Source organism: Sphingobium sp. TomMM15 (genome assembly GCF_055397045.1).
The window spans coordinates 568062-586976 of sequence record NZ_AP027314.1; the positions used below are offsets into that span (position 1 = coordinate 568062).

The window sequence follows — 18915 nt, forward strand, 5'->3', positions numbered from 1 at the left end:
CCCGCATGCGCGTAGATCTTTTCGATTTCGAACTGCCGCCTGAAAGCATCGCGCTAAGGCCCGCGTCGCCACGCGACGCGGCGCGCCTGCTATTGGTCGATGGCGAAAAGCCTTTCGAAGATCGTACCGTTCGGGATTTGCCCGCCTTGCTGCGCGCCGGTGATGTGCTGGTGTTCAATGATACCAAGGTCATTCCCGCTCAATTGGAGGGCGTTCGCGGCCAGGCGAAGATCGGCGCCACGCTCCACAAGCGCCTTGGCCTGCGTCAATGGCAGGCGTTCCTTCGCAATGCCAAGCGGGTGCGCGAGGGGGACCAGATAGATTTCGGTGCAGACGTCACCGCTCTGGCGGGCGCGCGTGATGACGATGGCGGGGTCACGCTGACCTTCGAGGGCGATGAGCCTGTCGAGGTGCTATTGGAGCGGGCGGGGCACATGCCGTTGCCGCCCTATATTGCCAGCAAGCGGCCAACGGATGCCCGAGACCGCAGTGACTATCAGACCATGTTCGCTCGCGAGGACGGGGCGGTGGCGGCTCCGACGGCGGCTTTGCATTTTACGCCCGCGCTGATGTCGGCGCTCAGTAAGGCGGGCGTCATGTCTGAAACGCTGACGCTTCATGTGGGGGCCGGTACGTTTCTGCCCGTGAAGGCGGAGGATACCGATGATCACCGCATGCATGCGGAATGGGGCCGGATTGAGCAAGCCGCCGCCGACCGGCTGAATGCTGCGCGCCAAGCTGGCGGTCGCCTTATAGCAGTGGGCACGACCAGCTTGCGCCTGCTTGAGAGCGCCTGCGGGGAAGATGGAGTGATCCGCCCGTTCGCGGACGAGACCCGCATATTCATAACACCGGGCTACCAGTTCCGCGCAGTGGATGGGCTAATGACCAACTTCCATCTACCGCGATCGACCCTGTTTATGCTGGTAAGTGCCTTGATGGGGCGGGAGCGCATGCAGGCGGCTTATGCTCATGCGATAGAAAGCGGATACCGCTTTTACTCCTATGGGGACTCGTCGCTTCTCCTGCCTTAGCTCGCAGATTCGCTTTAGGATCGCCCTACGAACAGAAAGCCGACCGCCGCCATTATGCACAGAAAAGCGGCCGCGTGGCGCCAATGGAGTGGTTCACCCAAAACCGTCACCATGAAGCCTCCGAAAACGATCAGGGCGATTGCTTCCTGTGCGATCTTCAACTGACCTGGGCTCCAGCCGCTGGCGAACCCAATGCGATTTGCGGGTACGGCGAAACAATATTCGACGAGCGCGATGCCCCAACTGATCAGGATGACCAACAGGATCGGCTTTCCCATCCCGCCCTTCAGATGCCAGTACCAAGCTATGGTCATGAAAAGGTTGGAAATGACCAGCAGCAATATGGTTGGCATGAAAGGGCCTCGTAACGCTTGCAGTTTGCGCTCTGGCATTGCTTGAGGCCCAAGGGCAAGGGCTTGATCGACCTTATATCATCCTCCCTCCATGCCGGACGCATTGAAGGTGGGGCCGGCGCACCGTTGCGCGTGAGCGCGTTCGGACAAGCAAAGGGTCCGGACATCCGCCGGACCCCTTGCCTATTTTTGTCTTCGATTAGCGATTGCGTTCCGTATTGCGCGAACTGACGCCGCCAGCGTTCCATCCGCTCTGTTCGCGCCCTTCGCCAAAGAGAGCATTCTGCTCGCGTTCGGTTCGCCAAGCATGGTGCGCTTCATCGGCCGTCTTTTCCAGTGTCACCCTTTGTTCGTCCACCGACCTGATCCAGGACGAAGGTACGGAGTGGTGCACGCCGCTGGCATCCTGATCATTCTTGGTCAGGATGATGCGATCGCCACTTAACCGATCGACCGTACCCACATGAGCGCCGTCGCTTCCGACGACTTCCATATGTTCGCGGACCTGTTGCGCCGCCTGGCGCTGTTCGGTGCGCCGCGTGCGCCAGGTTCCGAACTCACTGTTGAAACGATCGCGATGCTCCCGCTGATATTCAGCATAGTCGCGGTCCAGCTCATTCATCCGCTGTTGTCGCCACGCATAATAGTTGGCGTCATGATGCTCGCCATAATCATGCGTGGGGCCGTAGGCGCGTACGCGATTGCCATGATCCTCGCTGCCATAGCCACTGCGTTCCCCCGTATAGGGCGCATAGCCGCGGTTCGGCAGATATTGGTTGCTGCGTGATGCCGAGGCGAACCCGATGCGGCTGCTTTCATCGCGCGGGTCGCCATAGGGGCGATTATAATATTCGTCATATTCGCGGCGGCGTTCTGCTTCCTCATCGCCGAACCAACTGCGGATTTCATCTCCGGCGCGATCGAAAAAGCCGCGCTCTTCCGGATCATACTGTTCTGGTGACCGCCGAGAATCCGGACCGCTGAACTGGCCGCGCGTGCCGTAGCGATAGCTACGATCATCGCGCCAGTCACGCTGTCCGCGATGGCGGTCGGATCCGCGATCCCAGTCGCTCCGAGCCCTGTCATCGTCGCCATAGCGACGTCCGCCTTGATAGCCCATCGTCCTTCTCCTTGGCTGCTGTTGCTACGGCATAAAAGCCGTTGCATCACCAATGAGCAGCAGGGCGCATCGTTCCGGATGTTACGTGCGGGTAACATCGCTCTTCCGCACCGTGCTGCCGATGTTGCTGCAAGGCCGAGCTTTTCCGAAAAAGCCCGTTGCAAGGGAATCTCCGCTCGCTTATAGGCAGCGCTCCTTTGGGGCCGTAGCTCAGCTGGGAGAGCGCGTCGTTCGCAATGACGAGGTCAGGGGTTCGATCCCCCTCGGCTCCACCACCCCTCCAGTGACGGGGTGATCCAGAAGGACTTTACCATTAGCATTATACGCGCCTATGGCGGCTCTCATGGCATCGACCAAAAGTGAAGGCCGGGTAGCGGCGACAGCTGTAATCGTTCGCGACATGCCCGATGGGCCGCCGCATATCCTGATGATGGAACGCGCTGGGAGCATGGCTTTTGCAGCGGGAGCGCTGGTGTTTCCGGGAGGCGCGGTTGATGAGGCGGATCGGGAATTGGCCCGCGCCGTGGACGCTTCCGGCAACGTGGAGGAGACCGCCGCTCGGCTGGCGGCGATCCGTGAAACGCTGGAGGAAAGCGGCCTTGGCATCGGTTTTGGGGTGCGGCCCGATCCGGCGCAATTGTTCGAAATGCGGCGCGCCCTGACGGGAGGCGCAGGTCTTTCGGCGATCATCGAAGCGCATGGGATCAGGCTCGCCCTCGATCAATTGGTGCCATTCAGCCGCTGGCATCCTGCGGATGCGGAAATGGCCGCGCGCATTTATGACACGCATTTCTATTTGGTGCAGGCGCCAGAAGGGCAGGTCGCAAGTGCGGATACGACCGAGAATGTCCGGTTGTTCTGGATGAGCGCGAGTGACACGATTGCTCTATGCGACGCGGGCGGGGGGCGCATCATTTTCCCGACCCGCCGCAATCTTGAGCGATTGGCCTTGTTCGACAGCTTCGCCGCGATGGCGGCCCACGCCGGGTGCTTTCCCGTCGAAAAGATCAGTCCCTGGCTGGAAGAGAGAGGCGGCGTGCGCCATCTCTGCATCCCCGATTATCTCGGCTATCCCGTGACGTCGGAACCGATGGAGCGTGTGCAGCGTGGTTAGGCCATGCGCTGTCTCAGCTGGCGCATTCCCGCTTATTTCAGCGATCTTCCAGCGCGACTAAATCGCCGCGTGTTTGGCGGGAGGCCATGCCGTTAGCGCCGTTATGGACTCGCGCCGCACACAGGCATAGATTCGGCGCTCTTCACGCATGGAGGTGGTCATGCCGCAGTTCGTGATAGAAAGAGAGATGCCCGGCGCGGGAAGGCTGCGGGGCGATGAGCTCAGGAACGCGTCACAAGGTTCGTGCAATGTGCTGCGCGAACTTGGACCCGAGATACAGTGGGTCCACAGCTATGTGACGGACGACAAGATCTATTGTCTCTACCGCGCGCCCAGCGAAGAGTTGATCCGGCAGCATGCCGAGCTTGCGGGGCTTCCCGCCAACAGCATCGCCAGAGTTCGGTCGACGATTGATCCCACGACCGCCGAGTAGTTATTGCCCGAAGCCAGCCTGCCGCGCGAGATCGACGGCCTCCCGCGCTGCCGCGAGGAGTGCGCCACTCTTCGCCTCGCATTCGCGCTGCTCATATTCCGGCGTGGAGTCGGCGACGATGCCCGCGCCTGCCTGGACGTGCATGATGCCATCCTTGAGCACGGCGGTGCGTAGCACGATGCAGCTGTCCATATTGCCGTCGGGTCCGAAATAGCCGACGCCACCTGCATAGGCGCCGCGCGTTTCCGGTTCCAGTTCCGCGATGATCTCGCAAGCGCGGACCTTGGGCGCACCCGAAACCGTGCCTGCCGGGAAGCCCGCGAAAAGGGCGTCCAGCGCATCCTTGTCCGGCGAAAGACGGCCGACGACATTCGACACGATGTGCATGACGTGGCTGTAAAATTCGACGCTATAGCTGTCGGTGACCGTCACCGATCCGGCGGTAGCGACCCGCCCCACATCATTGCGCCCGAGGTCGAGCAGCATCAGATGTTCTGCCCGTTCCTTGGGATCGGCGAGCAGACTTTCGCGATTGGCAGCATCTTCGACAGCATTTTTGCCGCGTGGCCGCGTTCCCGCGATCGGGCGGATGGTGACTTCACCATCCCGTGCACGAACCAAAATCTCGGGGCTGGAACCGATCAGGGCAAAGCCGGGCAGATCGAGATAATAAAGAAAAGGCGAAGGATTTATCCGTCGCAGCGCCCGGTAAAGCGAGATTGGCGGAAGGGTGAAGGGGCTGGTGAAACGCTGGGCGAGCACCACCTGAAATATGTCGCCAGCCACGATATAGTCTTTGGCCCGCTCGACCATGGCCTTGTAGCGACCCGGCTCCAGTGCGGGGGTCACATCGACATCGGTAATGTCCTGGGGAGCAGGCGCGTGGGGCAAGGGCGCCGCCAGACGCGCCGCCGTTGCATCGATCCGCTCCAGAGCCTGCGCGATCGCCGCGTCGGCATCGCTGAAGCTGCCCTTCCAGACCGGGGCGACAAGATACAGCGCGTCAGCCAGCCGATCGAAGACAAGGATGATGGTCGGCCGCACGAACAGCATGTCAGGCAGTTCAAGCGGATTGGGCGCTGGCCGGGGCAGCTTTTCGACAAGGCCGACCGTCTCATAACCGAAATAGCCCACGAGGCAGGCGAGGGCAGGGGGAAGGGCGGGGTCAAGATCAGCCCGGCATTCCGCCACAAGCGCGCGCAAGGCATCAAGCGCCCCCGCTGCTTCCGGAACAAATGCCTGTGGGTCAGTCGCCCAATGACGATTAATCTCCGCCGCCTGTCCCTGCGCGCGGAAGACAAGATCAGGCGCGAGGCCGATCAGGCTATAGCGGCCGCGAACCGCACCACCTTCGACCGATTCCAGCAGAAAATCGCCGCGATCGGCTACGAACAGCTTGAGCGCGGCGGAGATGGGCGTGTCCGTGTCCGCGATCTGGCGGCGCCACACCAGCGCCGAATTGCCAGCGGCCAGTGCGGCATGAGCAGCCGCTATCCCGTCATTGCCTGCGCTGCCCGCAACCATGTTACTGTGCGCCGCCATTGGTGCTGGCAAGCGCGCGCTGGACGCTGGCGACGGCTGACGGGTTCCGGGTCACGCCAAGCTGCTTCTCGACCGCCCGTTCGAACTGCTGCCCATATTCCTGCCCGACGACATCGCCAAGCTGGCTGCGGACCTGATCAAGCAGGGCGGTCTGGCCACCCGCATCGCCATGTTTGATACCGTTCAGTTGCACGACGAAATAGCCGCGATCCTGACCGATCGGCATCGTCTTGACGCTGTTCGTTGCCATGGAGAAGAGGATCGCGACCTCGGCGGGGGGACGCTGACCTTCCCGCATGATATCGGCGCGACGCCCGCCCACTGTCTGAGGTGCGGGCAGGCGAACGCCAGCCTGGGCCACCGCGTCGGCAAGCTTCATGCCCTTGGCGACCTTCTCACGGATCTGCTCGGCTACGGCCTTCGCCTTGGCGTTGCCCTGCGCCAGTTTATACTGGGCCAGTACCAGCGGCTTAACCTTATCCAGCGGTGGCGGCGCAGCGGCGCGAATCTCGGCGGGCGCGGCAAGAGCGTAGCGCTGGTCGGGCGTGATCGGCACGAGCTGCGCGTCATCGTCTTGGCTCATCTGGAACACGGGTGCCAGCAGCGGACGGACATCAGCCGGAGCCTGATAGGCCTGATCCTCGACCTGCTTGCCGTTGGCGATCAGGAAGGGCGTCGTTTCCAGCTTCAGCCCGTTGTCCTTCACCACTTCCTCAAAGCTGCCGCCGTCGGCGATCTGATCTTCCACCTTTCCGGTGAACTCGCTCAGCAGGCGCTTCTGCTTTTGCGAGCGGAGCGTCGTTGCGATTTCGTCGCGTACGGCTGACAGCGGCCGCGCGGGAACGGTCTTAACGTTCGATACGCGCAGCAGAATCCATCCGAGTGGTCCCCGGATCGGGCCGACAAGCTCGCCTTGCTTGGCCGCAAAGCCCGCATTTGCGATCGCGGCGGACGTTGTGGTGGTCAGGCTTTCACGGCTTTGATCCACCAGCGCCGACGCTTCCAGCCCTGCGCCCTGCGCAGCGGCTGCAAGCGACTTGCCGCCCTTTACCTGCTCTGCGATCGTTTTCGCGGTGGCCTCGCTGGGCAGGATGAGCTGCTCGAAATTGCGGCTTTCCTTGGCGGCGTAGCTCGCCTTGTTCTGATTATAAGACGCGGCAATTTCGGCGTCAGTCGGCTGCGAGGCTTGCGCGAAGCGTTCGCCATCGATCACGGCATAGCGAATGCGGCGCTGCTCTGGGATGGTGAAGCGCCCGGCATTCTGCTGATAATAGGTGGCGAGCTGTGCGTCCGTGGGGTCCTTAATGTCCGCAAAGGCTGCGGCGGGGACAGCAGCGATCGTTCCTTGGCGCGCCTCCAGCAGCAGCGAGGCATAGGGCAGGATGACGCTGTTCGGCAGCTTTACACCCAGGCCGAGCGGAGCGAGCATTTGCCGTTCGAGGATCTCGCGGGTGATGTCTTCGCGCAGGGCCTGTTCGGTGATGCGTTCGCGGAGCAGAAGCTGGCGGAAATTTTCCTGGCTGAATCTGCCTGCGGCGTCCTGAAAGGCGGGGATTTGGGCGATCTGCGCATCGACGAGACGCTTGGAGATGTGGACGCCCTGATCCTTTGCATATTCTTTCAGTGTCATCGCGGCGACCAATTGATCATAAATCTGGCCAGCGGCGCCTTGGGCGAGGAAATCGCCGATCTGAAGACCCGGGGTGGCGCGGCGGGCATTTTCGAAGACGCGCTGAACCCGTTCCTGGAACTGGGGCAGGGTCAGTCGGGTGCCGCCCGCTTTCGCGACCGTCTCGCCGCCGCCGCCAAGCGAGGTGCCAAACTTGCCGCTCGTGACGTCGCCCATGATGAAGGCCGCCGCGATGACGCCTAGGAAAAGGAGCGCGAAGAGGGCGCCGAATTTCGAATGGATGAAGCGGCGGAAGTTTGAAAGCATGAAGTAAGTCCAGAATTGAAAGACTTTTACGGGCGGCCCGCTTTAGGGGCGGATCGTCGCGGCGGCAAGTGCGGCTTGGCTGGACAAATGCCGTGCCTTTGTCCATCGGCCTGTCGGGGCTGGCTCGGCGCGGGTTGGCGGATAGACGAATGACTGAAGGGGTATGGATTGATGGGCAGGCGCAAGCTGGTGGTCGGCAACTGGAAGATGAACGGCCTTCGTTCACAGCTGCCCGAAGTCGAAGCGATCGGCGCGCTGGCGGCTGAGCGTCCGGTGGTCGAGGTGGGGCTGTGCCTGCCCGCGACGCTGATCGCGGCGGCCGATCAGGTCAAGGGCGGCGCCTTTGTCGGCGCGCAGGACTGTCACATGAACGATAGCGGCGCGCATACTGGCTGCCTGTCGGCGGCGATGCTGGCCGAAGCGGGTGCGAGCTGGACGATCGTTGGCCATAGCGAACGGCGGCAGGATCAGGGCGAAACGGACGCCGATGTCGCGGGTAAGGCGCTGGCGGCTAAGGCTGCGGGTCTGAAGGTTATCCTGTGCGTCGGCGAAAGCCTGGACGTGCGCGACGCTGGCGGGGCCGAAGGCGTCGTGTCGGCGCAGCTGCTGGCGTCGTTGCCGGAAGGCGCGGCGGCGGACTGGCTGGCGATCGCTTATGAGCCGATCTGGGCGATCGGCACGGGCCGCATCCCCACGATGGAGGCGGTCGAAACCATGCATAAGGCGCTGCGGGCTGCGTTGGCTGGCCGGATCGGCGATGGCGAAGCGGGTGCCATGCGCATCCTCTATGGCGGGTCGATGAATGGCGAGAATGCGGCCGAATTGATGGCGATCAAGGATGTCGATGGCGGCCTAGTGGGCGGAGCGAGCCTGACCGCGGCGAAATTCGGGCCGGTGATTGCGGCTGCGGGGGAATAAGCGGAAGGGCTCTTCACTAGCAGCGTTTCTCGACTTTACTTGAAACGAACGGGGCAAGTGACGGTGATGTGTCATCGGGTGGGAACGGAGCGGCTCGCTTCGCTCGCGCCCACCCCCGACCCTTCAAACGAGTCACGTGCCTCGTTTGAACTTGAAAGGGAGGGGGGGGTAGGGGCGGCTCCCGGTTGCCCCGGCCGCGCTTCAACGCTATGGGCTCCACAACGCACCCCATTGGGACAGATATTCTCGCATGTTCACCTTCATCCTCGTCGTGCAGGCCATTGTCGCGGCTCTGCTTGTCACCGTCATCCTGATGCAGAAGTCGGAAGGCGGCGGTCTGGGCGTGGGTGGTAGCCCGGCGGGGTTGATGTCTGCGCGGGGCGCGGCGGACTTTCTGACGCGGTCGACGACGGTGCTGGCCACCATCTTCGTGCTGCTGTCGGTCGTTCTGGCGGTGATCGCATCGGTGCAGCATGCGCCGAGCGATATCGATACCTCGCTGGTGAAGCAGGCTCCGGCGGCTCCGTCGGCCCCTGCGCCGACCGGTAGTGCCGATCCGTTGGCCGGAGCAGCAGGCGCTGCGAGCAATGGCCAGGCGGCAAATGGCGCGGTTCCGCTCGCCAACTGAACTTTTCGTTCAAATTTCCGATCTTTTTTTGCTCGCGCGTGGATTCGCGCGCTTGCCCAACTTGTTTGTAAAAGGCTAAGCCTCCTCTCCCATGGCGCGGTATATTTTCATCACCGGCGGCGTGGTCTCCTCGCTTGGCAAGGGCCTTATGGCCGCATCGCTCGCAGCACTGCTGCAAGCGCGAGGTTTCCGTGTGCGTATCCGGAAGTTCGACCCTTATCTCAACGTCGATCCGGGCACGATGAGCCCGTATCAGCATGGCGAAGTCTATGTGACCGATGACGGGGCGGAAACCGACCTCGACCTTGGCCATTATGAGCGGTTTACGGGGGTTTCGGCGCGTCAGTCGGACAATGTGACGCAGGGCCGTGTCTATCAGACGATCATCCAGCGCGAGCGGCGCGGCGATTATCTGGGCGCGACGGTGCAGGTGATTCCGCACGTCACGGACGAGATCAAGGCGTTCGCGATAGCCGAGTCAGACGATCTGGATTTCGTGCTGTGCGAAATCGGCGGGACGGTGGGTGACATCGAATCGCTGCCTTTCATGGAAGCGATCCGTCAGCTGCATAATGACCTGGGTCGCCGCCAGTCGATCTTCGTCCATGTGACGCTGGTCCCCTATATCGCGGCGGCGGGCGAGCTGAAGACAAAGCCCACGCAGCACAGCGTGCGCGAACTGACGTCGCTGGGCATCCAGCCCGACATTTTGCTGTGCCGTTGCGAACATCCGCTGCCCGACAGCGAACGGGCGAAGATCGCGCTGTTCTGCAACGTCCGCAAGGAAGCGGTGATCCCCGCGCTCGACGCCAGCAGCATCTATGCGGTGCCCGCGCAATATCATGCCGAAGGGCTGGACGAGGAAGTGCTGCGCGCCTTCGGCATCGACGATGCGCCCAAGCCGACGCTCGATCGCTGGATGGACATCATGGACCGCCAGCAGAACCCCGAAGGCGAAGTGACGATCGGCGTCGTCGGCAAATATGTCGGCCTGCCTGACGCTTATAAGTCGCTCTATGAGGCGCTGACCCATGGCGGCTTTGCCAATCGGGTGAAGGTGAAGATCAAGTGGATCGACGCCGAATTGTTCGAGAAGGGCGATGATGTCGCCGCCAGCCTGGAGCCGATGCACGGCATTTTGGTCCCCGGCGGCTTTGGCGTGCGCGGGTCGGAAGGCAAGATCGCGAGCGTTAAGTTCGCGCGCGAACGCAATGTGCCCTTCTTCGGCATCTGCCTTGGCATGCAGATGGCCTGCATCGAAGGCGCGCGAAATACGGCTGGTATCGCCGAAGCGTCCACCACCGAATTTGGCGAGACGAGCGAGCCGGTTGTCGGCCTCATCACCGAATGGATGAGCAGCGAAGGCTTGCAGAAGCGCACGGCTGAAACCGACCTTGGCGGCACGATGCGGCTGGGCGCCTATCCCGCCAAGCTCACCGGCAACAGCGTGGTCGCGGGCATATATGGCGCGAGCGAGATCAGCGAGCGGCATCGCCATCGCTATGAGGTCAACGCGGGCTATCGCGAGGCGCTGGAGAAGGGCGGCCTCATCTTCTCGGGCATGTCGCCGGACGGCACCTTGCCGGAGATTGTCGAGCGGCCTGACCATCCCTGGTTCGTCGGGGTGCAGTTCCATCCGGAGCTGAAGTCCAAGCCGTTTGATCCGCATCCGCTGTTTGCTAGCTTTATTGAGGCGGCGGTGAAGCAGAGCCGGTTGGTTTGATCGGCTCGAGCCTTTTCTAAGCAGATGGAATCATCTGCTGGCTCGGAAAATGCGGCAGAATAAAATCCTGGAGCATCCGGGCCGATGTAATCGGATCGGAATCTGCTCCAGGTCGAGGTCTGGCCGATATGGGCTACTGATTTTCTGACTTCGTCACCCCGGACCTTGATCCGGGGTCCCGCCTAGCTCCGCGGTTAGACAAGCGAGCAGCTATTTGCTCGTCAGCCCTTATAATGTCCTGGCCGAGGCCAAATCCGCATGGACGGCCTTTGGCAGATTGATCGCGAAGTCGAAGACGGACAGGTTGTTGATCAAGCCGGTCACCCGAAGCCGCTGCGCGGGCGCGATGATGCCGATCGTCCCGGCGGCGCCCAGCCAGCCGAACAAGCCTTTGAACCCGCCATGATCAGCAATACAGCCGCCCGCGCCGAATCCGACCACACCAGGAATGCCGACATAGCCGCGCATGTTCACGCCCTGCGGCAGGAGGTTGGAGGTTCCAACCGTCACAGCGGTAGGCGGCAGGACCTCTGCTCTGCCCAAACGGCCTTCATTCGTCAGCATGGCCAGGAAACGGTCGTAATCATGGGCCGAGGAGATGAGGCCGCCCCCGCCCGAAGGAAATGCGGGCTTGTTCAGGAAGATGGAGGTCGGACCTGCATCGACCACGGCCAATTTGGCGCCTCTGCCCGTATAGCTTGTGACGAGACGCGCCTTCTTGTCTGCTGGCACATCGAAGAAGGTGCTGTTCATGCCAAGAGGTGCGAAGAACCGCTGCTCCAGAAACTGTTCAAAGGGCATGCCTGCCACCAGCTCTGTGATGCGGCCCAGCAAATCCAGCCCGACCGAATAGCTCCAGGCTGTGCCGGGGTCTGAAAGAAGCGGAGCTGCCGCCAGCCGCTCGGCGAATTGCTTGAGGCTAGAGGGGGGCGCTTGCTCCAGTCGTTCAGCGTTGCTGAGCAGGTTCTGCCTCAGTCCCAGCTGCTGATATACAGCCTTGAGCGGCGCGCTCATCGCAGGCCCACCACCAAGACCGGCGGTGTGGGTCAGCAGGTGACGGATCGTCATGACAGAAGCGGCGGGGCGCGTTTCGAGGCTTTGGCCGGGGTTGGTCAGAACGCGCATATTCGCAAAGCCGGGGATGAAATCGGCAACAGGCTGATCGAGCTTCATCCGGCCCTCGGCGATCAGCAGCATCACCGCCATGCCGGTGATGGGTTTCGTCATCGAATAAACGCGGAACAGCGTGTGCTCATCCACCCGGCGCGGGTTGTCCAAGGCGATCGTTCCGCTGCTCACATAGGCTGGGCGATCAGTTCCGCGACCGATCGCCACGATTGCTCCGGGAGCGGCTGGTTCCCCGATCACGCCGTTCACCATGCCCCTAACCGCAGGGAAGCGTTCGGCAGCGGCGCGCGCGCGTACCGGCGCGGCACTCATAAGACCGAGGCAGGCTGCTCCCTTCAGCAGATCGCGCCGTAAGAATACCGAATGTGGCATGGCCGTCCTCCCCCCTTATTGTCGCTCTTTCTACGGTGTAGATGGTATACAGGACCGGTCACCGCTTCATCAAAATTCTCCCGCACGAATAATGTTGCAGCATTATATCTTCCCCCCTATATCGCCCTTGCTTCCTTACATCGTCAAACATGTCGGGGTCGCAGGCGGAACGCTTGCGGCGGCGGGAGCGCACATATTCTGTTGGAGACTGCATGGCGGACATCGCCGAACTGACCGCGCTGATCGAACCGGAGGTGAAGGCCTTGGGGTTCGACCTTGTGCGCGTGAAGCTGTTCGGGTCTGGCGATGAATATACGTTGCAGATCATGGCGGAAAATCCCGCGACCAAGCAGCTCGTTATTGAGGATTGCGCGACCATCTCGCGCCGCCTGTCCGATGTGCTGGATGAGGCTGACCCGATCGAGGAGGCTTATCGGCTGGAGGTCAGCTCGCCGGGTATCGATCGGCCGCTGACCCGTCTCCACGACTTCATGGAATGGGCCGGGCATGAGGCGAAGATCGCCACCAGCGAAACGGTGGCGGGGCGCAAGAGCTTTCGCGGCATCCTGAAGGGTGTCGAGGGCGAGGACGTCCAGTTCCAGGATAACAAGGCCGGGGATGTCGCCATCCCCTTCGCGTTGGTCGGCGATGCCAAGCTGATACTGACCGACGCGCTCATTTCTGCTAGCATGCCGCTCTCCTCCGATGGGGCGGACGAGTTCGAAACCGAAGAGTAAGGGTTCACGACCATGGCCAACGCCATTTCCGCCAACAAGGCCGAGCTGCTCGCGATCGCGAACAGCGTCGCCACCGAGAAGATGATCGACAAGGCGATCGTCATCGAGGCGATGGAAGACGCGATCCAGCGCGCCGCTCGCGCGCGCTATGGTGCGGAGAATGACATCCGCGCGAAGCTGGACCCCGACAGCGGCGACCTGCGCCTGTGGCGCGTCGTCGAGGTGGTCGAGGCCGTGGACGACTATTTCAAGCAGGTGGACCTCAAGCAGGCGCAGAAGCTGAAGAAGGATGCCGTGATCGGCGACTTCATCGTCGATCCGCTGCCCCCGATCGATCTCGGCCGCATCGACGCCCAGTCCGCCAAGCAGGTGATTTTCCAGAAGGTCCGCGACGCCGAGCGTGAGCGTCAGCATGAGGAATTCAAGGACCGCGTGGGTGAGATCATCACCGGCGTCGTGAAGTCCGTCGAGTTCGGCCATGTCGTCGTCAATCTCGGCCGCGCCGAGGGCGTGATCCGGCGCGATCAGCAGATCCCGCGCGAAGTCGTCCGTGTGGGCGACCGCATCCGCTCGGTGATCCTGAACGTGCGTCGCGAAAACCGTGGCCCGCAGATTTTCCTCAGCCGCGCGCATCCCGAGTTCATGAAGAAGCTGTTCGCGCAGGAAGTGCCCGAAATCTACGACGGCGTCATCACCATCATGGCCGCCGCCCGCGATCCGGGATCGCGCGCCAAGATCGGCGTTATCAGCCGCGATTCGAGCATCGACCCCGTCGGCGCCTGCGTCGGCATGAAGGGCAGTCGCGTGCAGGCCGTCGTGCAGGAAATGCAGGGCGAGAAGATCGACATCATCCCCTGGTCGGAAGATACGGCGACCTTCGTCGTCAACGCGCTCCAGCCCGCGCAGGTCGCTCGCGTCGTTATCGACGAGGAAGAAGAGCGTATCGAAGTCGTCGTTCCCGACGATCAGTTGTCGCTCGCCATCGGCCGTCGCGGGCAGAATGTCCGTCTCGCCTCGCAGCTGACGGGCAAGGCCATCGACATCATGACCGAGGCCGACGCGTCCGAAAAGCGCCAGAAGGAATTCGTCTCCCGCTCCGAACTGTTCCAGAACGAGCTGGACGTGGACGAGACGTTGTCGCAGCTGCTGGTGGCCGAAGGCTTTGGCGAGCTGGAAGAAGTCGCCTATGTCGGCGTCGAGGAACTGGCGGCGATCGAAGGCTTCGACGAGGATCTGGCCGCCGAGCTGCAAAGCCGTGCGCAGGAAGCGCTGGACCGCCGCGAAGCCGCTGCCCGCGAGGAGCGTCAGGCGCTCGGCGTCGAGGATGCGTTGGCAGAGATGCCACACCTCACCGAAGCCATGCTGGTGACGCTGGGCAAGGCGGGCATCAAGACGTTGGATGATCTGGCCGATCTAGCGACGGACGAACTGGTCGCGAAGAAGCGCGTCGATCAGCGCCGCCGCCGCAGTGAGACGTCCGAGGATAAGGGCGGGATTCTCGCCGAATATGGCCTTAGTGAAGAGCAGGGCAATGAGATCATCATGGCCGCCCGCGCACACTGGTTCGAAGGCGAGGAAGCTTAAGCGCCCCATGCCTTTCGTCGATATCCGTCTGGCCGGAAACGCCACCCGTGAACAGAAGGCAGCGATCGTTGCCGACGTCACCCAGTCGCTCGTTGAGCGGCTGGGGAAGTCGGCCGCTGCCGTGCAGGTGGTGATTTCCGAAATCTCGACGGAGAATTATGGGTCGGGCGGGCAGCTGATCGCTGACCGCGCGCCTGCCTCCAGCCCTGGGGAGGACGCCAATGCCGCGGTCACTTCCCGATGAGAGGCTGACGCCGTCATATAGCGCTGTCTTATCCTCGCTCTTCCCTTTCAAAAGTAAGGTTGGGGCGGGTACGATCGCGGCAGCAATCGCTAGCACCCGTTTTAGGGCTGAGGGCGTAGCGCGCTTCGCGCGACCCACCCCCATCCTTCAATCGAGTCACGTGCCTCGATTGAACTTGAAAGGGAGGGGCTAAAGTCGTGACCGAACGCAAATGCATCCTCTCAGGCGATCGGGCCGATCCCGAGACGCTGATCCGCCTCGCCGTTGGACCAGAAGGTCAGGTTCTTCCCGACATTCGCGCGAAGGCGCCGGGCCGTGGCGCGTGGATCGGCGTTCCGCGCGCTGAGCTTGAGCAGGCGCTCGCCAAGGGTAAGCTGACGGGTGCACTCGCGCGGGCATTCAAAACGGGTGAGTTGCAGATCCCGGACAATTTGCCGGACCTGATCGAAGATGGCCTGCGCAAGGCTTTGCTGGACCGCTTGGGGCTGGAGGCGAAGGCATCCATGGTCCTCACCGGATCGGAAAAGATCGACGTCGCCTGCCGTCAGGCCAAGGTTCAACTGCTGCTCCACGCCAGTGATGCCGCAGCCGACGGCAATCGAAAGCTCGACCAGGCGCTGCGGGTCGGACAGGAAGCCGAAGGCACCGAATTGGCGGGCGTCGTCTTGCCTGTGGACCGACAGGCCCTATCTATGGCAATGGGGCGGGACAATGTCGTCCATATCGCAGTGACCGACTCGCGTGCCGCGTCGCGTCTGCGTACGGCCATCGGCCGCTTGGAAAGCTATCTGGGTTGCGCTAGCGAGGCGCCCGTGCATGGGGAGCATGACTCCGCCGGTGCGCTGGGCGCCTGACGAGCATGGAATGAAGGCGCCGACGGGCCTTGCCGGTCGGATGTAAGTGAAGGGTACAGTTCAGTCGTATGAGTGACAGCAAGGAAGACAAGCCGGTTCTGGGCCGCAAGCCGCTGGGCATCAAGCGGACCGTTGAATCCGGCCAGGTGCAGCAGCAGTTCAGCCATGGCCGCAAGAATACGGTCGTGGTTGAGGTGAAGCGGCGCCGCATTCTGGGCAAGCCGGGCGAAGCCGGTGCGCCTGCGGCTGCGCCTCAGGCTGATCCGGCTCCGGCACCCGCCGCAGCGGCACCCGCGCCGCAGCAGCCGCAGGCTCGCGCGCCTCAGCCTGCCGCGCCCGCGCGTCCCGCTCCGCCGCAGAGCCTGATGTCGCGTCAGGAATTGCAGGTAAAGCTGCTGCGCGAGGCTGAAGAAGCCCGCATGACCGCGCTGGAAGATGCGCGTCGCCGCGAAGACGCGCAGCGTAATGCCGCGAGCGAGGATGAAAAGCGCCGCGCCGAGGAAAATCGCCTGGCTGCGGAAGCTGCTGAGGCTGAAGCCGCGCGCCGTGTCGAAGAAGAAGCCAAGGTCGCCGAGCAGAAGCCCGAGCCCGAAGCTCCTGCGGCGCCTGTCGCCGAGGAAAGCCCCGAAGCGCGTCCCGCTGCCGCTCCGGCTGCTACCGCTTCTGCTGCGCCGCCGCCGCGCCGCTTCACGCCGGTTACCCCGATCAAGCGTCCCGAACCGGCCAAGCCGGATCGGACCAAGCGTGCGGGCGAGGACAATCGCCGCCAGTCGGGCAAGCTGACCGTAACGCGCGCGCTTGCGGACGACGACAGCGCTCGTGCCCGTTCGCTCGCCGCATTGAAGCGTGCCCGCGAAAAGGAACGTCGCGCTCACTATGCCGGTGGCGCGCAGCAACGTGAAAAGCAGGTTCGCGACGTCGTCGTGCCCGAAAGCATCACGGTGCAGGAACTCGCCAACCGCATGGCCGAAAAGGGTGCGGACCTGGTGAAGTCTCTGTTCAAGATGGGCACCGCCGTCACTCTGAATCAGCCGATCGATCAGGATACGGCGGAACTGCTGGTCGAGGAATTCGGCCACCGCATCCAGCGCGTTTCCGATGCCGACGTTGAAATCGGCATCGAGGGTGAAGTCGATGCGGCAGAGACGCTGAAGCCCCGCGCGCCAGTCGTGACCATCATGGGTCATGTCGATCATGGCAAGACATCGCTGCTTGACGCACTGCGCGGCACAGATGTGGTCGCGGGCGAAAGCGGCGGCATCACCCAGCATATCGGCGCCTATCAGGTGACGACCAAGGGTGGCGACGTCATCACTTTCCTCGACACGCCGGGCCATGAGGCTTTCTCGGAAATGCGTGCGCGTGGCGCGAACGTCACGGACATCGTCATCCTGGTGGTGGCGGCCGATGACGGGCTGATGCCGCAGACGATCGAGGCTATCAACCATACCAAGGCGTCGGGCGTCCCGATGATCGTCGCGATCAATAAGTGCGACAAGCCGGAAGCCAATCCGCAGAAGGTGCGCGAGCGTCTGCTGAGCGAAGAGATTGTCGTCGAGGATATGGGCGGCGATGTTCAGGACGTGGAGGTTTCGGCGCTCAAAAAGACCGGCCTTGACGAACTGATCGAGAAAATCCTGCTCCAGGCGGAAGTCATGGAACTGGGCGCCAACCCCGATCGCCCTGCCGAAGGCAATGTGATCGAGGCGCAGCTCGACAAGGGCCGTGGCGCGGTTGCCACCGTGCTGGTCCGCAAGGGCACGCTCAAGGTTGGCGACACCTTTGTCATCGGCGCGGAGAGCGGCAAGGTTCGCGCTCTGGTCAATGACAAGGGCCAGAATGTGAAGATCGCCGGTCCCTCGACCCCGGTTGAGGTTCTGGGCCTGTCGGGTGTTCCTCTGGCGGGCGATCAACTCACGGTCGTCGAGAATGAGGCTCGCGCTCGCGAAGTTGCCGCCTATCGTCAGGAACAGGCGACGAAGAAGCGCACCACCAGCGCCCCGACCAGCTTTGAACATATGTTCTCGGCGCTCAACACGACCGTCATCGAATATCCGGTGGTGGTGAAGGGCGACGTGCAGGGTTCCGTCGAAGCTATTGTCACGGCGCTCAACCGCATTTCGACCGACGAGATCAAGGTCCGCGTCCTGCATTCAGGCGTTGGCGCGATCACCGAAAGCGACGTCACGCTGGCCGCTGCCAGCCGTGCGCCGCTGATCGGCTTCAACGTCCGTCCCAATGCCAAGGCGCGTCAGCTGGCGGAGCGCGAGAAGATTTCGCTGCGCTATTATGACGTGATCTACGACTTGCTTGAGGAAGTTCGCGGCGAAATGGCGGGCCAGCTGGCTCCAGAGCGCATCGAAACCATCGTCGGCCGGGCCGAGGTGCTTCAGGTGTTCCCGGCGGGCAAGAAGGACAAGGCGGCTGGTCTGCTCGTCCTCGACGGCATCATCCGCAAGGGGCTCAATGCGCGCCTTACCCGCGATGATGTCATCGTGTCGCGTACTCACATCGCTTCGCTGCGCCGCTTCAAGGACGATGTGTCCGAAGTGCGTGCGGGCATGGAGTGCGGTGCGGTGCTGCAAGACACGAACGACATCAAGGCCGGCGATACGCTGGAACTGTTCGAGGTCGAGGAACGCGCCCGGACGTTGTGATGATCTAGCTTTCCCCTTCCCGCAAGCGGGAGGGGGGCAGGGGGTGGGCTCGCCCTCTCCTGAACTGTAATGGCCGATGGGGAGAGCCCACCCCCGGCCCCTCCCGCCTGCGGGAGGGGAGGATATAATGCCCGCTCCTAATGAAGGCCCCTCCGTCCGCCTGCTGCGTGTGGGCGAACAGGTGCGCCATGTGCTGTCAGACATTCTCCAGCGCGACGACGTGCATGACGATGTTCTCGCCAAGCATGTCGTCAGCGTGACCGAGGTTCGCATGTCGCCAGACCTGCGGCATGCCACCGTGTTCGTGAAGTCGCTATTGGGTCAGGATGAGGAGGCGGTGCTGAAGGCGCTGCGTACCAATACGGCCTATCTCCAGCGCGAGGTGGCTCACCGGATTCGCCTGAAATATGCGGCCAAGCTCAAATTCCTGGCGGATGAGAGTTTTGACGAGGGTAGCCATATCGACAAGCTGCTGCGTGATCCCAAAGTCGCGCAGGATCTTGAACAGCCCGATGATGAGGGCTGACGCGCTGCGTTG

17 protein-coding genes and 1 tRNA gene are annotated in these 18915 nt (G+C 62.6%); 13 read left to right on the forward strand and 5 right to left on the reverse strand.

From position 1 onward, the window contains the following. Positions 1-5: 5 nt before the first annotated feature. Entirely contained in the window at positions 6-1034 is a 1029-nt protein-coding gene (gene queA, locus ACZ51H_RS02970) for a tRNA preQ1(34) S-adenosylmethionine ribosyltransferase-isomerase QueA (protein ID WP_464772135.1), read from the forward strand. A gap of 14 nt (positions 1035-1048) precedes the next feature. Here queA and ACZ51H_RS02975 read toward each other — a convergent pair whose 3' ends face one another. Together ACZ51H_RS02975 and ACZ51H_RS02980 are read right to left on the reverse strand one after the other, a co-directional pair. Then, a complete protein-coding gene (locus tag ACZ51H_RS02975; RefSeq protein WP_449471805.1) occupies positions 1049-1387 on the reverse strand; it encodes a DMT family protein in 339 nt (112 codons plus the stop codon). 199 nt (positions 1388-1586) lie between these two features. Beyond that, positions 1587-2507: a DUF2171 domain-containing protein gene (locus tag ACZ51H_RS02980; RefSeq protein WP_464772136.1), complete on the reverse strand. Its 921-nt coding sequence runs from the start codon at positions 2505-2507 to the stop codon at positions 1587-1589. Between the two features lie 199 nt (positions 2508-2706). Between ACZ51H_RS02980 and ACZ51H_RS02985 the strand changes: the two genes are divergently transcribed. From ACZ51H_RS02985 to ACZ51H_RS02995, 3 genes are all read left to right on the forward strand, one after another. Beyond that, a tRNA-Ala gene (locus tag ACZ51H_RS02985) sits at positions 2707-2782 on the forward strand. A 68-nt stretch (positions 2783-2850) separates the two neighbouring features. Beyond that, positions 2851-3621 (forward strand): NUDIX hydrolase, encoded by a 771-nt coding sequence (locus ACZ51H_RS02990; RefSeq protein ID WP_464772137.1) that lies wholly within the window; start codon positions 2851-2853, stop codon positions 3619-3621. Positions 3622-3781: 160 nt separating this feature from the next. Then, positions 3782-4054, forward strand: a complete 273-nt coding sequence (locus ACZ51H_RS02995; RefSeq protein WP_196224035.1) for a DUF4242 domain-containing protein — start codon at positions 3782-3784, stop codon at positions 4052-4054. Here ACZ51H_RS02995 and trpE read toward each other — a convergent pair whose 3' ends face one another. Continuing rightward, positions 4055-5578, reverse strand: coding sequence for an anthranilate synthase component I (gene trpE / locus ACZ51H_RS03000; RefSeq protein WP_464775207.1), 1524 nt, complete (start codon positions 5576-5578; stop codon positions 4055-4057). A gap of 1 nt (position 5579) precedes the next feature. Beyond that, on the reverse strand, positions 5580-7532 hold the full coding sequence (locus tag ACZ51H_RS03005; RefSeq protein WP_464802396.1) for a peptidylprolyl isomerase: 1953 nt from the start codon (positions 7530-7532) through the stop codon (positions 5580-5582). A gap of 171 nt (positions 7533-7703) precedes the next feature. On the opposite strand from ACZ51H_RS03005, the gene tpiA reads away from it, so the two are divergent. From tpiA to ACZ51H_RS03020, 3 genes are all read left to right on the forward strand, one after another. Continuing rightward, the gene (gene tpiA, locus ACZ51H_RS03010; protein WP_464802397.1) at positions 7704-8450 is read left to right on the forward strand and encodes a triose-phosphate isomerase; all 747 of its coding nucleotides are present in this window, start codon (positions 7704-7706) and stop codon (positions 8448-8450) included. Between the two features lie 250 nt (positions 8451-8700). Then, on the forward strand, positions 8701-9078 hold the full coding sequence (gene secG, locus ACZ51H_RS03015) for a preprotein translocase subunit SecG (protein WP_464802398.1): 378 nt from the start codon (positions 8701-8703) through the stop codon (positions 9076-9078). A 91-nt stretch (positions 9079-9169) separates the two neighbouring features. Then, entirely contained in the window at positions 9170-10801 is a 1632-nt protein-coding gene (locus tag ACZ51H_RS03020; protein WP_449471834.1) for a CTP synthase, read from the forward strand. A 228-nt stretch (positions 10802-11029) separates the two neighbouring features. Here the strand turns inward: ACZ51H_RS03020 and ACZ51H_RS03025 are convergent, their stop codons facing one another. Further along, entirely contained in the window at positions 11030-12301 is a 1272-nt protein-coding gene (locus ACZ51H_RS03025) for a serine hydrolase domain-containing protein (protein ID WP_464802399.1), read from the reverse strand. A gap of 212 nt (positions 12302-12513) precedes the next feature. Between ACZ51H_RS03025 and rimP the strand changes: the two genes are divergently transcribed. From rimP to rbfA, 6 genes are all read left to right on the forward strand, one after another. Beyond that, positions 12514-13038: a ribosome maturation protein RimP gene (rimP, locus tag ACZ51H_RS03030; protein WP_464794602.1), complete on the forward strand. Its 525-nt coding sequence runs from the start codon at positions 12514-12516 to the stop codon at positions 13036-13038. Positions 13039-13050: 12 nt separating this feature from the next. Beyond that, complete coding sequence (gene nusA, locus ACZ51H_RS03035) at positions 13051-14622, forward strand: transcription termination factor NusA (RefSeq protein WP_449471839.1); 1572 nt, start codon at positions 13051-13053, stop codon at positions 14620-14622. Positions 14623-14629: 7 nt separating this feature from the next. Then, positions 14630-14866, forward strand: coding sequence for a tautomerase family protein (locus tag ACZ51H_RS03040; RefSeq protein WP_449471841.1), 237 nt, complete (start codon positions 14630-14632; stop codon positions 14864-14866). A 197-nt stretch (positions 14867-15063) separates the two neighbouring features. Then, the gene (locus ACZ51H_RS03045) at positions 15064-15720 is read left to right on the forward strand and encodes a DUF448 domain-containing protein (protein ID WP_464802400.1); all 657 of its coding nucleotides are present in this window, start codon (positions 15064-15066) and stop codon (positions 15718-15720) included. A gap of 68 nt (positions 15721-15788) precedes the next feature. Further along, positions 15789-18377 (forward strand): translation initiation factor IF-2, encoded by a 2589-nt coding sequence (gene infB, locus ACZ51H_RS03050; protein ID WP_464772144.1) that lies wholly within the window; start codon positions 15789-15791, stop codon positions 18375-18377. Between the two features lie 127 nt (positions 18378-18504). After that, positions 18505-18903: a 30S ribosome-binding factor RbfA gene (rbfA, locus tag ACZ51H_RS03055; protein ID WP_449471844.1), complete on the forward strand. Its 399-nt coding sequence runs from the start codon at positions 18505-18507 to the stop codon at positions 18901-18903. Positions 18904-18915: the final 12 nt, after the last annotated feature.

Excerpts from the sequence above, each read along its gene's own strand:
- queA (WP_464772135.1), top strand. The coding sequence starts at position 6 with ATGCGCGTAGATCTTTTCGATTTCGAACTGCCGCCTGAAAGCATCGCG.
- ACZ51H_RS02975 (WP_449471805.1), bottom strand. The coding sequence starts at position 1,387 with ATGCCAACCATATTGCTGCTGGTCATTTCCAACCTTTTCATGACCATA.
- ACZ51H_RS02980 (WP_464772136.1), bottom strand. The coding sequence starts at position 2,507 with ATGGGCTATCAAGGCGGACGTCGCTATGGCGACGATGACAGGGCTCGG.
- ACZ51H_RS02990 (WP_464772137.1), top strand. The coding sequence starts at position 2,851 with ATGGCATCGACCAAAAGTGAAGGCCGGGTAGCGGCGACAGCTGTAATC.
- ACZ51H_RS02995 (WP_196224035.1), top strand. The coding sequence starts at position 3,782 with ATGCCGCAGTTCGTGATAGAAAGAGAGATGCCCGGCGCGGGAAGGCTG.
- trpE (WP_464775207.1), bottom strand. The coding sequence starts at position 5,578 with ATGGTTGCGGGCAGCGCAGGCAATGACGGGATAGCGGCTGCTCATGCC.
- ACZ51H_RS03005 (WP_464802396.1), bottom strand. The coding sequence starts at position 7,532 with ATGCTTTCAAACTTCCGCCGCTTCATCCATTCGAAATTCGGCGCCCTC.
- tpiA (WP_464802397.1), top strand. The coding sequence starts at position 7,704 with ATGGGCAGGCGCAAGCTGGTGGTCGGCAACTGGAAGATGAACGGCCTT.
- secG (WP_464802398.1), top strand. The coding sequence starts at position 8,701 with ATGTTCACCTTCATCCTCGTCGTGCAGGCCATTGTCGCGGCTCTGCTT.
- ACZ51H_RS03020 (WP_449471834.1), top strand. The coding sequence starts at position 9,170 with ATGGCGCGGTATATTTTCATCACCGGCGGCGTGGTCTCCTCGCTTGGC.
- ACZ51H_RS03025 (WP_464802399.1), bottom strand. The coding sequence starts at position 12,301 with ATGCCACATTCGGTATTCTTACGGCGCGATCTGCTGAAGGGAGCAGCC.
- rimP (WP_464794602.1), top strand. The coding sequence starts at position 12,514 with ATGGCGGACATCGCCGAACTGACCGCGCTGATCGAACCGGAGGTGAAG.
- nusA (WP_449471839.1), top strand. The coding sequence starts at position 13,051 with ATGGCCAACGCCATTTCCGCCAACAAGGCCGAGCTGCTCGCGATCGCG.
- ACZ51H_RS03040 (WP_449471841.1), top strand. The coding sequence starts at position 14,630 with ATGCCTTTCGTCGATATCCGTCTGGCCGGAAACGCCACCCGTGAACAG.
- infB (WP_464772144.1), top strand. The coding sequence starts at position 15,789 with ATGAGTGACAGCAAGGAAGACAAGCCGGTTCTGGGCCGCAAGCCGCTG.
- rbfA (WP_449471844.1), top strand. The coding sequence starts at position 18,505 with ATGCCCGCTCCTAATGAAGGCCCCTCCGTCCGCCTGCTGCGTGTGGGC.